The sequence below is a fragment of the Stenotrophomonas cyclobalanopsidis genome, assembly GCF_008710035.1.
Lineage (GTDB): Bacteria > Pseudomonadota > Gammaproteobacteria > Xanthomonadales > Xanthomonadaceae > Stenotrophomonas > Stenotrophomonas cyclobalanopsidis.
This window is the reverse complement of the sequence record NZ_VYKI01000004.1, coordinates 67,326-79,868: the sequence shown is the minus strand read 5'-3', so window position 1 is coordinate 79,868 and position 12,543 is coordinate 67,326. Positions and strand designations below refer to the sequence as shown.

The window sequence follows — 12,543 nt, the reverse complement described above, 5'->3', positions numbered from 1 at the left end:
GTCAGCGCTCCTCCAGCGATTCGTCGGCGGCCGAAAGCGGCCGCGCCGGGGTGTGGCTGCCATGGTCCAGCGAGGGGCCCTCCTCATAGGGCTGCGGGCCATGGCGCAGAATCTTCACCAGGTACCAGATGCCCCAGCCGAACACGAAGGCGTAGCCGACCACGTACACCGCCAACGACAGCGCGGTCATCCACGCACTCTGCGGGCCCACCGCATCGGCGGTGCGCAGCACGCCGTAGACCACCCACGGCTGGCGCCCCATCTCGGTGACGAACCAGCCGGATACCAGCGCGATGAAGCCGCTGGGCAGCATCCAGTTCCAGCCCCGCAGCAGCCATGGCGAATCGAGCAGCTTGCTCCGCCACAGCTGCACCGCCGAGACCCAGGCCAGCAGCAGCATCAGCGTGCCCAGCCCGACCATGATGCGGAAGGCGAAGAACACCGGCGTCACCGGCGGGCGCTCGCTGGCCGGCACGGACGTGAGCGGATCGAAGGTGCCGTCCAGCGAATGGGTCAGGATCACGCTGCCCAGCTTGGGGATGGCCACTTCGAAATCGTTGCGCTGTTCTTTTTCGTTGGGCAGGGCGAACACCACCAGCGGCACGCCCTCGCCGGCCTTGCTTTCATGCCAGTGCGCTTCCATCGCCGCGATCTTCATCGGCTGGTGCTTGAGCGTGTTCAGGCCATGCATGTCGCCGACGAAGATCTGCACCGGCACGGTCAGCGCGGCAAACGCCACCGCCGCGACCAGCATGCGGCGGCCGGCTTCGACGTGCGTGCCCTTGCGCAGGTACCACGCGCCCACGCCACCGATCACGAAACAGGTGGTGATGAACGAACCCAACGCCATGTGCGCCAGGCGGTACGGGAAGGACGGGTTGAGCACCACCTGCCACCAGTCCACCGGATGCACGATGCCGTTGATCATTTCGTAGCCGGCCGGCGTATGCAGCCAGCTGTTGGACGACAGGATCCAGAAGGTGGAAAACAACGTGCCCAGCGCCACCATGCAGGTGGACAGGAAATGCAGGCGCGGCGACACCCGGCCCCAGCCGAACATCATCACGCCGAGGAAACTGGCTTCCAGGAAGAACGCGGTCAGCACTTCATAGGTCAGCAGCGGGCCGATGACCGTGCCGGCCACTTCACTCAGCCGCGGCCAGTTGGTGCCGAACTGGAACGCCATGACGATGCCGCTGACCACGCCCATGCCGAAGGACACGGCGAAGATCTTCTGCCAGAAGAAATACAGGTCGCGCCACACGGGCAGTTTCGTGCGCAGCCAGCGCCATTCGATGAAGGCCAGCCAGCTGGCCGTGCCGATGGTGAAGGCGGGGAACAGCACGTGGAAACTGATGACGAATCCGAACTGGATCCGCGACAACAACAACGCGTCCAAGGGACGCCTCCTGCCGGGTACGGGTGGGATACCGGACCACTTTAGGAGGATTTGGTTAAGCCGGGATGCGACCGGGTGACGCGCTGCTTCACTATGTCGCAGGGCGGAAGCCGGCGAGCATGGACCGGCGCTACCCTGGAATCGGTTGCGCTCGCCGGGCATGGCCCGGCGCTACCTTGGAATCGGCTGCGCTCGCCGGGCGTGGCCCGGCGCTACCTCGGCGGCGGTTGCGGTAGCGCCGGGCCATGCCCGGCGGGGGCCTTACCGCCAGAAATACCAGGCCGCTGCCGCCAGCAGCGCGCCAAACAACAGCACCTGCACCACCACATACAGCGCGCCACTGTCGCGCGTTTCCGCCTGCAGCCGCTGCTGCAACGCCTCGCTCACATCAGGCACGGCGTGCCGTTGTTCCAGCTCGCGCAGCGCCCGCGACAGCGCGCGCGCATCAGCATCGCGGGGGTCGTTGGCTTCGCTCACAGCAGCTCTCCGGCGGTGGCGCGTCGGGTCAGCTCCTGTTTCAGGGTCTGCCGTGCGCGGTACAGGTGGCTCTTGATGGTACCGCGTGGCAGCCCGGTCACCTGTTCAATCTCGACCAGATCGAAATCCTCCAGATAGTGCAGGCCCACGATCAGCCGCTGCGGCGGGGTCAGCCGTTCCAGCGCCGCGCCGAGCTGGCGCCCGGCCTGCAGCGCCTCGCTCAGCTCGGCCGGGCCGGGCCCCTCGTCGCCGATGCCCAGTTCCTCGGGCACCTCCACCGCCACCATCCACTGCATCTCCAGCCGGCGGCGGCGCAGGTGCTGCAGCGCGGTGGTGTAGGCCACCCGCGAAACCCAGGTGCGCAGCGAGGATTCAAAGCGGAACCGGTGCAGCTGGCGGAACACCGCCAGGAAGGTCTCCTGCAGCAGGTCGGCGACCTGGTCGCGGTCGCCGACCATGCGGGACAGAATGCGCGCGCACATCCCCTGGTGGGAGGCCACCAGGCGCGAGAATGATTGCTGGTCACCGTCGATGATCGCGATGACGAGGCGACGTTCGTCCTCCAAGTGTCCCAGTGCAACGGACGGGTTGCTGGATGACGGTGCGGTCCTGGTCATCGCGCTCTCAGCAGCTCCAGCGGCTCCTGTCTGGCTGCACGCAGCGACGGATGGAGGCAAGCCAGCAGATTGGTTGCCACCACCACGATCGCCGCAATGATCGCCACCCCGTAACTCCAGTTCGAAAGAGCCGGGTAGGAGGAGGCGTAACGGATGGTGCCGGCCAGCAGCAGGCCGCACAACGCCCCGGGCAGGCACAGCGCAAGATTTTCCAGCAGGAAGTACATAACCACGTCGTGGCGGCGTGCCCCCAGCGCGCGGCGGATGCCAATCGCCCGGCGCCGGCGGTTGACCCATGATCCCACCATGCCACTCACACCTACCATCATGATCACCAGGACGAGCAGCGTCATGCCGGACAGCAGTCGTGTCTTGAAGATGTCCACTCGCAAGAAATCGTCACGGTATCCCTGCAGCGAACGCGCCTTGTCAGGGTCGATCATGCGGTACGCCGCTACGCCATGCAGCGCCGCAATCGCGGCATCAAGGGTTCGTCGATCGAAGTCACCCCCACCGCTGGCCAGGCTGAAATAGCGCTGGTTGCCCGTGGGGTAGCCCGGAACCACCGCCCACTGCGTATCGGTCTCCCCGCCACCGGGAGACGGACCCGCGATGGCCGGGAAGACCCCGATAACGGTGCGTGCATCGTCCGGACCCAGGTACAGTTGCTGCCCGACCGCACGCCCACTTCCGTACAGCGCATCGGCCAGGGTCTGGCTGAGCAGCACTACTCGGGCCTCCTGCAGGGCGTCGCCACGCTGCAATCCGTTGCCTTGGGTCGGATGCAGCCCCAACGATGGCAGCCAATCGTCGGACGCCTTGATGAGCGGCAACTGTGCGCAGCCCTTCACCTCGATCGATCCTGCGGCGATGGCAGCATCCATGGCCTTGCCGCTGCTGCACATGCCAAATCGCCGGGATCGGCCACCAAATGGAATGGCATCGCTGACCGCAACGGAACGGACCCCCGGAACCGTCGAAAGTGCCGCCACGTCTTCGCGTATCCCTTCGGCAGAACCCTCGCTGTTCCGGGGATCGGCGACATGGATGATACCGACGCGCTCGGGATGCTCGCCGGCCTTTACCGCAAGACGTGTCTGACTGTCGGTGATTACCGACACGGACAGGATGAAGACTGCACTGGCCAATCCTGCCTGAGTAGCCAGAAGGAGCGCACCCGGCAGGTAATGGCGCAATGCCTTGATCATCAGCATACGAGGCTCCTCATGGACTTGCCGCGATCTGCTGGACCACGACCTTTCGGGTACACAACCGCAGCGCAGGAATGGCAGCACAGGCCAGCGCTACGACCAGTCCGATCAACAGTGCCAGCAGCGCAGTAGTTGCCTGAGGGGCGGTGAGCGCAGCGGCAACCAGCCTGCTGGACTGGACGAACTGCAACCCGCCCAGATAGACCACCGTGGCGAACGTGCCGCTCAGCAGGCCGACTACAGCGGCCTCCAGCAACATCTGCACCAGCACATCAACCCTTCGGGCCCCGATCGCGCGACGGATCGCCATTTCATGGCGCCTGCGGTCCAATGTGAGGTACAGCAATGCACCAGCGTTGGTCACACAGACCGCCAACAGCAGATAGCAGAGCCACAGCTGTACCCGCGTGTCCTGTGCCACCAGTCCCTGTTGCTGCAGCCAGTCTGGCATGGCCCACACGCTGCTGTACTCAGCCGGCAGCCCGTGCGACCTGGCATGGGCGGCCACCATCTGCCGATACTGCTCGAGGTCCTCAGCGTGTGGCAACAGCGCCCACAACTGCAGCCAGGCCATCGATCCACCCAACCGCGGCTTCTCCCCGCTCTCTCCCCAAACCGACACGCTGCCATCGACGATCAGATCGTCCGCCACGGCAGTGGCCAGCGGGAGAAACAACTGGTCTGCCTCGGCAAACGCTGCACCCGGAAGATCGGCGTGGTACATCGGCACCGGGTGCCAGGGCGCTGCCACCCCGATCACTCGGTACGCGTGTCCGTCAAGATCAACGGTGGTACCACGGCAGGTTTTCTCGGCACACAGACGCGCGGCCAATGTGGAAGACAACACGACCAAGCGTTGCGCTGCATCACCCTCGGCCTTACTCCAGCCGCGCCCGGAATCAAGTTCCACACCCAGCACCTGGAAGATCTGTTCGGTGGCATAGCGTACGCGCACGTTGAACGCTTGATCGGCGGCATCCTTGGCGACCACGCGCCCACCCGCCAGCGCCACCTGCGGCCAACGCGACCCTTGGCGCATGAGCTGTTGCGCATCTGGCCAGGTCAGATTTGCCCCGCCTTCACCGCCAGCCCGACGTTGCGCCTCAGGCCTGGCATCGATCACAGGCCGGTAGAGTTGGCTGCTGCGGCCGGGGGCGGGATCGTGATTGATCTGGCGTACGATCGACCCCATCACCATAGTGCAGCCGACCCCGGCACCCAGCACAAGTGCAACCACAGCATAGGCAATTGCGTTGCCCTTCAGGCGGCGGATCGCAAGCCGCAGATAGTAGGCAATCATCTTCGTCCCTGGAAGAAGTGGACCTGCAGAATCAGTGCGGCGTCGAGGCTGTCGGCAGGCCGGCGATGCGTTGCGTTAAAGCATAGGCCACAAGTTGACCGATACCCGCACTGCCAACCAGCGCCGCTGCCGCGCCGAAACTCAGATCGCGTGCCCCCACTGCCTCCAGAACCGCCAATGCGATGGCCAGGCTCACCAGGCTGATACCCCAGCGCAGGCCGGCCATGCGTCGGCGCGCCTCTTCAAGGCCCGCCAATGCGCGAATGACTTCCTCAGGCACGTGCGGGGCAACCAGTTTGCTTCTGGCGCGCGCATCGGCCAGCGCGTGGATGGCATAGGCGATACAGAGGAACAGCGTGATCGGGATCAATTCCTGCATGGTAGGGCTCCGGTTGGTGTTACTTGGATAGATGCACGAACCGGAACATCGGTTGCATGTATTTCACCGATCAACCCACTGCTGTGCGCTGTGCATGGATCAGGCGACCCTTGCCCCGGCCAACGCGTCACCGAAGGCCGGATTACGCGTAGCATTGGCCATGTAGGGACTGAAAGCGCAGAACATGGGAGCCGCATCGTCGCGCTCATAGAACAGCAGTTCGCCCATCTCGCTCGCAAACACCTGTCGAGCGCCCGCTGCTGCCCTGGCATACAGCGCGGTGTCCACCTTCGCAGGTCCCTTGGGGAACATCAGTTCGAACGAGTCCTGATGGTAGATGCAGACGACCGGTGTCCCTGACGGGCGGTCCACATAGAACCGATGCCAGTCGCGCTCTTCATCATCGAGATTGCTCTCGGTCTTCCAGGCGAAATAGGACCACAACGACTTCTGCATGGCATCGTGTAGCCGGGATATATCCGGATCAACCTTGCCGAAGCCGAACTCGAAGGCCGGGAATGTGATGTCGGTGCAGACGCTGCCAAGGCTGAACCACTGCGCATTCAATGGCAGCATCGACCGACTGACGCCGCGGGCACCGTTCTCGTGGGCCAGTACGGCCGCTTGCTGCAGCAGCGGAGACAATGCCACATAGCCCCACAGCCCGTGCAGCCCGGCAGCGTGCAGGCGAGGCCCCGCTTCGGAGTGGTTGAAATCGAAGATGCGGTTGATAACGTACGCAGCCCTGAAGCAGTCGTGCAGCGCGGCGGGGTACTCCACCGCGGTGGGCGGCAGGTCATCTGCCAGCTTCCAGTATGCGCTGATTTCATCAAGATGAAGGCAGGTAACGCCCGGTCGCCCGCGCAGCGCATTGGCAACGCCATCGGCTGGATTGTTGTAGAGCACTACAATCGGGCGGCTCATGCGGCGGCCCTCCGCTGCTGCGCATTGCCTGTCATGTACCTGGATGCGATATCGGCCTGCATGCGATCAACGAGGGGAAGGAACCCAGTCACTGCATCTGTTTCAAGGAAGAACATGCTTGACAGGCTGCGGTCCACGCAGAAGCCGACGGCCACATCCAGCCTGCGGCGGCGGACGGACGCAAGGGTCGAGGAATCCATTGCCACATCGTCACCGATCGCACGATCAAACAGTTCGTGCAGCGCGTAGTAGACGAAGATGGCGTGGGCAAGCGAGTGGTTGGGAATATAATTTCCCGACCACGGTGATACCGGCCGGTAGCGGATCTCCGACGACATGAACTTCCCATGGATCGACTCGTAGGCCGAAAGGAAGCTGTGGGTGGATTCGTGCAAGATCGCTTCGGCACAGAGCGCAACGGTCATTTCGGGCCGGTGAACGTTCAGGATGCGGATGCAGCCGGTGTGGATGGGGCGATACTCCGAGCCCAGCGGTACGCGATCCACGATGTCGTAAAGCTCGACGGACTTGCGCACCAGAATCCGCCGGGTAAACGATTTGATCATCAGACCGAACATCGGTGTGGCTGCATCGATAAGCGCCATCGCCTTTTCAAGTTTGTCCAGGATGATCTGCTCTTCGGCTGGGTCGACCTCAAGCCGCTCACGGCAGAAGGTTCCACTATCCGGTTCATGCCGCAGCGACAGCCGGCTGTCGATATCCAGTGTTATCACGTCCGCAATCTGCGGGCGCTGGCGAAGCTGCCAGTGACCGGCGTTGCGCACGGCAATGACATCACCCAGCGGGCTGTCGATCCGTTCGTCATCGCACAGCGGTACCTGGCCGGCGCGGACCATGGCAACGCTGCGCTCACGCTGCAGGGCATCGGCAATGCCCTGGAGCAGCGTACCGGTTCCTACATGGGCGCCATCGAACGCCTTGCCCTCTGGCTCTTCCAGATAGCTGGAGACCTCGGTTGAAAGCATCAGCCGGGTACGGCTCAGCGCGTCAAGCGCGCGGTAGTCGGCAAGGATCTGGTCAATCAGCTGCTGCTGCAGCGGATCTGCGGCACCATGGCGCGAGAGTACGTCACCCAGTTCGCTGGCAGTGTGTTCGATCCAGGCCGAAAGAAGTGAAGCAAAGATCTGCGGCGATTCATCGCCCTGCTGCATGGCGTGCAGCAGATCATTGAGCGTATGAGACATCCTGTCTGCTCCAGGCAGCGTGGTTGGCGGCCGCCATTCAGTGAATGGCGGCCGTTTTCAATCAGACGTCGAAGGTGCCATCGCCGTAGTCACCGGCGATCTGCTGCACCGTATCGCTGTCGGTCGCGTAGAAGGTGCACTTGGTGCCGCCGCTGGAGTACAGCGTGCACTTGGTTTCGGCCATGGCATCATCCATGTCCAACTGGGCCTGGACATCGAGGTAATCGATGTTCAGTTCCACCGAGGGGGACGCGACGTTGGCGGAGGCAACGTGCGGCGCGGATTCGCTGGTCTGGATTTCGGCAGCGCTAGCAGCACCGGCAACGCCCAGCATGGCGGCCAGCACCGGGGAGAGGAGAACCTTCTTGTCGATCTTCTTGGACATGCAGTGACTTCCTTTCTAGTGATGAAGGTAAAGCCGCAGGGCTACTTCCACACTTCGGCAAGCTCTTCCTGCGGCTGCCGTCGGACTCAGCCGACACCCGATGATTAACGGGCAATGAATCATTTGTCAAACAGCCGCAACATTGCCAAGTGTGGCCACACGTACGCCATGACCTGTGGCCCCCTCCCCCCGCCCGGGCGGCTGCTACCCTTGCCCGGTTTCCTCATCTGGTGCCGTGAGCCCATGTCCCGAGTGCTGCCCCTGTCCCTCCTGCTGTCGGCCGTGCTGGCCGCACCGGCCGCGCATGCTGCGCCGACGCCGATCACCATCGAACAGGCCATGGCCGACCCGGACTGGATCGGTCCGCCGGTCGAGAAGGCCTGGTGGTCCTGGAACAGCCGGCAGGTCGAGTACCAGCTCAAGCGCAGCGGCAGCCCGGTGCGCGACACCTTCCGCCAGCCGCTGGCCGGTGGCGCCGCCGCGCAGGTGGCCGATGACCAGCGCGGCACCCTGGACGTGGCCGAGCCGGTCTACGACCGCAGCCGCAGCCGCAGCGCCTTCGTCCGCAACGGCGATGTGTTCGTGCGCGACCTGCGCAGCGGCGCGCTGACCCAGCTGACCCGCAGCAACGAGCGCGCCGCCGGCGTGAACTTCGCCGCCGACAACGGCGTGATCTGGCGCGTGGGCCAGAACTGGTTCCACTGGACCGCCGCCAGCGGCGTGCAGCAGGTGGCCAGCCTGAAGGCCGACAAAGACCCGGCCAGCAAGCCCAAGGACGACCTGCTGCGCGACCAGCAGCTGCGTACCCTGGAAACCCTGCGCCGCGACCGCGACCAGCGTGAAGCGCTGAAGGACCAGGACCAGCGCTGGCGCCAGACCGACCCGACCCGCGCGGCGGCCCCGATCTACCTGGGCGCCGACGTCGAGATCGCCGACAGCCTGCTGTCGCCGGACCTGGGCCACCTGATCGTGGTGACCAAGCCGAAGGACTTCGACGACGGCCGCAGCAGCAAGATGCCGCTGTACGTGACCGAATCCGGCTACGAGGAAAGCGAGGACACCCGCACCCGCGTCGGCCGCAATGGCTTCGAGCCGCACACCCTGTGGTACGTCGACGTGCGCACCGGCAAGGCCGAGAAGCTCTCGCTGTCGGGCCTGCCGGGCATCGGCACCGACCCGCTGGCCGAACTGCGCCGCAAGGCCGGCAAAGACCCGCTGAAGGGCGACCGCAGCGTGCAGGTGATGAGCGACTTCATGGGCGGCGGCATGCGCTGGAGCGCCGACGGCCAGCAGGCCGCGGTGATGCTGCGCGCCAACGACAACAAGGACCGCTGGATCGTCAGCATCGGCAGCGACGGCCGTGTGCAGAACCGCCACCGCCTGACCGACAACGCCTGGATCAACTGGGGCTTCAACGATTTCGGCTGGATGGCCGATGGTCGCACCCTGTGGCTGCTGTCCGAAGAGTCCGGCTTCTCCCACCTGTACACCCAGGCCGGTTCGGCCAAGCCGCAGGCGCTGACCAGCGGCAAGTGGGAAACCTCCGCACCGGTGCTGTCGGCCGACGGCAAGGGCTTCTACTTCCTGTGCAACCAGCAGGCGCCGCACGACTATGAAATCTGCGCGGTCGACACCGGCAACCGCCAGGTGCGCGAGCTGACCAGCCTCAACGGCGTGGAAGATTTCTCGCTGTCGCCCGATGGCCAGCAGCTGCTGGTGCGCTATTCGGCCGCCTACCTGCCGACCCAGCTGGCCGTGGTGCCGAGCGCCGGTGGCCAGGCACGCGTGCTGACCGACACCCGTACCGCCGAGTACAAGGCGCGTGAGTGGATCCAGCCGAAGCTGGTGGCGGTGCCGTCCAAGCATGGCGCCGGCGTGGTCTGGGCCAAGTACTACGAGCCCGAGCACAAGGAACCGGGCAAGAAGTACCCGATCGTGATGTTCGTGCACGGTGCCGGCTACCTGCAGAACGTGCACCAGCGCTACCCGGCCTACTTCCGCGAGCAGATGTTCCACAACCTGCTGGTGGAAAAGGGCTACATCGTGCTGGACATGGATTACCGCGGCAGCGAGGGCTACGGCCGCGACTGGCGGACGGCGATCTACCGCAACATGGGCCACCCGGAACTGGAAGACTACAAGGACGGCCTGGACTGGCTGGTCGACACCCAGCAGGGTGACCGCGACCACGCCGGCATCTACGGCGGTTCCTACGGCGGCTTCATGACCTTCATGGCGCTGTTCCGTTCGCCGGGCACGTTCAAGGCCGGTGCCGCGCTGCGCCCGGTGGTGGACTGGAACAACTACAACCACGCCTACACCAGCAACATCCTCAACACCCCGGACATCGACCCGGAGGCGTACCGCACGTCCTCGCCCATCGAGTACGCGCAGAACCTGCAGGACAACCTGCTGATCGCCCACGGCATGATGGATGACAACGTATTCTTCCAGGACTCGGTGCACCTGACCCAGCGCCTGATCGAGCTGCACAAGGACAACTGGTCGATCGCCCCGTACCCGCTGGAGCGCCACGGCTACACCCGTGCCGATTCCTGGCTGGACCAGTACAAGCGCATCCTCAAGCTGTTCGAGCAGAACCTGAAGTGAGCAACGCCGCGGCCACGATCCAGATCGTGGCTGCGGTCATCCTGGATGACCGCGGCCGGGCGCTGGTGGTGCGCAAGCACGGCGCCGACCGCTTCATCCAGCCCGGCGGCAAGCCCGAGGCGGGCGAAGCACCGCTGCAGGCCCTGGCCCGCGAGCTGGACGAGGAACTGGGCGTGCAGTTCGATGCCGCCAGCGCGGTCGCCCTGGGCCGTTTCGAGGACTGGGCGGTGAACGAACCCGGCCACCGCGTGCAGGCGCAGGCCTGGTGGGTGCAGGTTGCGGGCATACCGACCGCACGCGCCGAGATCGCCGAACTGGCCTGGGTGCCGCTGCGGCCACCGCACGGCCTGCGCTTGGCACCCCTGAGCGAACACCATATCCTGCCGGCGGTCGCCGCCCTGGCGACGGTCCGCTGAGCACGCGGGCATCGCCTGAAAGGACACCGGATGTCATCGCCCATCCCCCGCATTCCCACGGCCCCATTGCCATCGACCCACCGCTGGATCTCGCCGTTGGCGCAGGGATCGTTCTGGGTGTGCCTGCTGCTGACCCTGTACTTCCTGCTGCAGGCGCTGGTTGCGTGGCCATTGGCCTTGTCCGGGCTCTGGAAACACCTGGTCGCCCTGGCCTGGGAACACCAGCTTGATCGCAGCCTGCACTGGATGCTCGCGCACCCGGTCGCCACATCGCTGCTGGCCGCCCTGTTATGCCTGACCTCCACGGTGGCCAGCTGGGGGCTGTGGAAGGAACGACGCTGGGGCCTGTGGGCCTTCATCTGCGCGCTGCTGTGGAGCGCATTGGCCAACTTCGCGATCACCTGGTGGTTCGACCGCGTGCTGACGCAGATTGTGGTGCTGCTCGCCGATGACCCGGCGACGGCCCACGAGCTGAACGTGCAGCGGCTGTTGTTCACCATCACCCTGCTGGGAACCTCGGTGCTGTTTGCCGGCCTGCAGGGTTGGCTGGCCTGGCGCCTGCTGCGGCCGGACATCCGCGCGCGCTTCCGCTGATCTGCACGGCCGCGGCCGCTGTGCTGCGGGACAACCGGGGGCGCTGCGGTAAAGTACGCGCCATGAACGATTTCGAGCGCGTCCGCGCCTACCTCACCGATCTGCAGGATCGCATCTGTGCGGCCATCGAGGCCGCCGACGGCCAGGCCCGCTTTCAGGAAGACCTGTGGCAGCGGGCCGAGGGCGGTGGCGGGCGGACCCGCGTGCTGCGCGACGGTGCGGTGTTCGAGCAGGCCGGCATCGGCTTTTCCGATGTGTCCGGCAGCCGCCTGCCGCCGTCAGCCTCGGCCAACCGGCCGGAACTGGCGGGCGCCTCCTGGCGCGCCACCGGCGTGTCGCTGGTGTTCCACCCGCTCAACCCCTACGTGCCGACCACCCACGCCAACGTGCGCTTCTTCCAGGCGCAGCGCGATGGCGAAGTGGTGGCCAGCTGGTTCGGCGGTGGCTTCGACCTGACCCCGTTCTATCCCTTCGATGAGGACGTGCAGCACTGGCACCAGGTGGCCCACGACCTGTGCGCGCCGTATGGCGAGGAGCGCTACGCCGCGCACAAGCGCTGGTGCGACGAGTACTTCTTCCTGCGCCATCGCAACGAAACGCGCGGCGTCGGCGGCCTGTTCTTCGATGACCTGCACGGCGATTTCGAGCGCGACTTCGCCTACCTGCGCGCGGTCGGCGACGGCTTCCTCGATGCCTACCTGCCGATCTTGCAGCAGCGCAAGGACACCGCGCACGGCGAGCGCGAGCGCGAGTTCCAGCTGTACCGTCGCGGCCGCTATGTGGAATTCAACCTGGTCTACGACCGCGGCACGCTGTTCGGCCTGCAGAGTGGTGGCCGCAGCGAGAGCATTCTGATGAGCCTGCCGCCGCGGGCGCGCTGGGAATATGGGTTCAGCCCCGAAGCCGGCAGCGCCGAGGCGCGCCTGGCCGATTACCTGGTGCCACGCGACTGGGTGTAGAGTCGAGCTTGCTCGACTGCCTTTCGCATTGCGCCAACAGCAGTCGAGCAAGCTCGACTCTACCAGG

13 protein-coding genes are annotated in these 12,543 nt (G+C 65.3%); 4 read left to right on the top strand and 9 right to left on the bottom strand.

The window, feature by feature from the left end; genetic code table 11:
* Position 1 precedes the first annotated feature (1 nt).
* The 9 genes from FJU31_RS04830 to FJU31_RS04790 all read right to left on the bottom strand — a co-directional run bounded on the left by FJU31_RS04830 (position 2) and on the right by FJU31_RS04790 (position 7,897).
* Positions 2 to 1,399, bottom strand: a complete 1,398-nt coding sequence (locus FJU31_RS04830; protein ID WP_150453723.1) for a cytochrome ubiquinol oxidase subunit I — start codon at positions 1,397 to 1,399, stop codon at positions 2 to 4.
* Between the two features lie 261 nt (positions 1,400 to 1,660).
* Positions 1,661 to 1,876, bottom strand: coding sequence for a hypothetical protein (locus FJU31_RS04825; protein ID WP_150453722.1), 216 nt, complete (start codon positions 1,874 to 1,876; stop codon positions 1,661 to 1,663).
* Positions 1,873 to 2,493, bottom strand: a complete 621-nt coding sequence (locus tag FJU31_RS04820) for an RNA polymerase sigma factor (protein ID WP_150453721.1) — start codon at positions 2,491 to 2,493, stop codon at positions 1,873 to 1,875. Before FJU31_RS04820 ends, FJU31_RS04825 begins: the two co-directional genes overlap by 4 nt.
* Positions 2,490 to 3,707: an ABC transporter permease gene (locus FJU31_RS04815; RefSeq protein ID WP_150453720.1), complete on the bottom strand. Its 1,218-nt coding sequence runs from the start codon at positions 3,705 to 3,707 to the stop codon at positions 2,490 to 2,492. Before FJU31_RS04815 ends, FJU31_RS04820 begins: the two co-directional genes overlap by 4 nt.
* Before the next feature lie 10 nt (positions 3,708 to 3,717).
* The gene (locus FJU31_RS04810; protein WP_150453719.1) at positions 3,718 to 5,004 is read right to left on the bottom strand and encodes an ABC transporter permease; all 1,287 of its coding nucleotides are present in this window, start codon (positions 5,002 to 5,004) and stop codon (positions 3,718 to 3,720) included.
* 31 nt (positions 5,005 to 5,035) lie between these two features.
* Positions 5,036 to 5,383: a hypothetical protein gene (locus FJU31_RS04805; RefSeq protein ID WP_150453718.1), complete on the bottom strand. Its 348-nt coding sequence runs from the start codon at positions 5,381 to 5,383 to the stop codon at positions 5,036 to 5,038.
* A 99-nt stretch (positions 5,384 to 5,482) separates the two neighbouring features.
* Entirely contained in the window at positions 5,483 to 6,307 is an 825-nt protein-coding gene (locus tag FJU31_RS04800; protein ID WP_150453717.1) for a hypothetical protein, read from the bottom strand.
* Positions 6,304 to 7,512: a hypothetical protein gene (locus tag FJU31_RS04795; protein ID WP_150453716.1), complete on the bottom strand. Its 1,209-nt coding sequence runs from the start codon at positions 7,510 to 7,512 to the stop codon at positions 6,304 to 6,306. Before FJU31_RS04795 ends, FJU31_RS04800 begins: the two co-directional genes overlap by 4 nt.
* Before the next feature lie 61 nt (positions 7,513 to 7,573).
* The gene (locus tag FJU31_RS04790) at positions 7,574 to 7,897 is read right to left on the bottom strand and encodes a hypothetical protein (RefSeq protein WP_150453715.1); all 324 of its coding nucleotides are present in this window, start codon (positions 7,895 to 7,897) and stop codon (positions 7,574 to 7,576) included.
* Positions 7,898 to 8,140: 243 nt separating this feature from the next.
* Between FJU31_RS04790 and FJU31_RS04785 the strand changes: the two genes are divergently transcribed.
* The 4 genes from FJU31_RS04785 to hemF all read left to right on the top strand — a co-directional run bounded on the left by FJU31_RS04785 (position 8,141) and on the right by hemF (position 12,476).
* Positions 8,141 to 10,507 (top strand): S9 family peptidase, encoded by a 2,367-nt coding sequence (locus FJU31_RS04785; RefSeq protein WP_150453714.1) that lies wholly within the window; start codon positions 8,141 to 8,143, stop codon positions 10,505 to 10,507.
* On the top strand, positions 10,504 to 10,923 hold the full coding sequence (locus FJU31_RS04780; RefSeq protein WP_150453713.1) for an NUDIX hydrolase: 420 nt from the start codon (positions 10,504 to 10,506) through the stop codon (positions 10,921 to 10,923). Before FJU31_RS04785 ends, FJU31_RS04780 begins: the two co-directional genes overlap by 4 nt.
* Positions 10,924 to 10,953: 30 nt before the next feature.
* Positions 10,954 to 11,517: a hypothetical protein gene (locus FJU31_RS04775; RefSeq protein ID WP_150453712.1), complete on the top strand. Its 564-nt coding sequence runs from the start codon at positions 10,954 to 10,956 to the stop codon at positions 11,515 to 11,517.
* A gap of 62 nt (positions 11,518 to 11,579) precedes the next feature.
* Positions 11,580 to 12,476 carry an oxygen-dependent coproporphyrinogen oxidase gene (gene hemF, locus FJU31_RS04770; protein ID WP_150453711.1) on the top strand — a complete coding sequence of 299 codons (897 nt, stop codon included), beginning with the start codon at positions 11,580 to 11,582 and terminating at the stop codon, positions 12,474 to 12,476.
* Positions 12,477 to 12,543 lie beyond the last annotated feature (67 nt).

What these genes read in the sequence shown, in the direction of transcription:
- FJU31_RS04820 (WP_150453721.1), bottom strand. Translation starts at nt 2,493, where the DNA reads ATGACCAGGACCGCACCGTCATCCAGCAACCCGTCCGTTGCACTGGGA.
- FJU31_RS04815 (WP_150453720.1), bottom strand. Translation starts at nt 3,707, where the DNA reads ATGCTGATGATCAAGGCATTGCGCCATTACCTGCCGGGTGCGCTCCTT.
- FJU31_RS04810 (WP_150453719.1), bottom strand. Translation starts at nt 5,004, where the DNA reads ATGATTGCCTACTATCTGCGGCTTGCGATCCGCCGCCTGAAGGGCAAC.
- FJU31_RS04805 (WP_150453718.1), bottom strand. Translation starts at nt 5,383, where the DNA reads ATGCAGGAATTGATCCCGATCACGCTGTTCCTCTGTATCGCCTATGCC.
- FJU31_RS04800 (WP_150453717.1), bottom strand. Translation starts at nt 6,307, where the DNA reads ATGAGCCGCCCGATTGTAGTGCTCTACAACAATCCAGCCGATGGCGTT.
- FJU31_RS04795 (WP_150453716.1), bottom strand. Translation starts at nt 7,512, where the DNA reads ATGTCTCATACGCTCAATGATCTGCTGCACGCCATGCAGCAGGGCGAT.
- FJU31_RS04790 (WP_150453715.1), bottom strand. Translation starts at nt 7,897, where the DNA reads ATGTCCAAGAAGATCGACAAGAAGGTTCTCCTCTCCCCGGTGCTGGCC.
- FJU31_RS04785 (WP_150453714.1), top strand. Translation starts at nt 8,141, where the DNA reads ATGTCCCGAGTGCTGCCCCTGTCCCTCCTGCTGTCGGCCGTGCTGGCC.
- FJU31_RS04775 (WP_150453712.1), top strand. Translation starts at nt 10,954, where the DNA reads ATGTCATCGCCCATCCCCCGCATTCCCACGGCCCCATTGCCATCGACC.
- hemF (WP_150453711.1), top strand. Translation starts at nt 11,580, where the DNA reads ATGAACGATTTCGAGCGCGTCCGCGCCTACCTCACCGATCTGCAGGAT.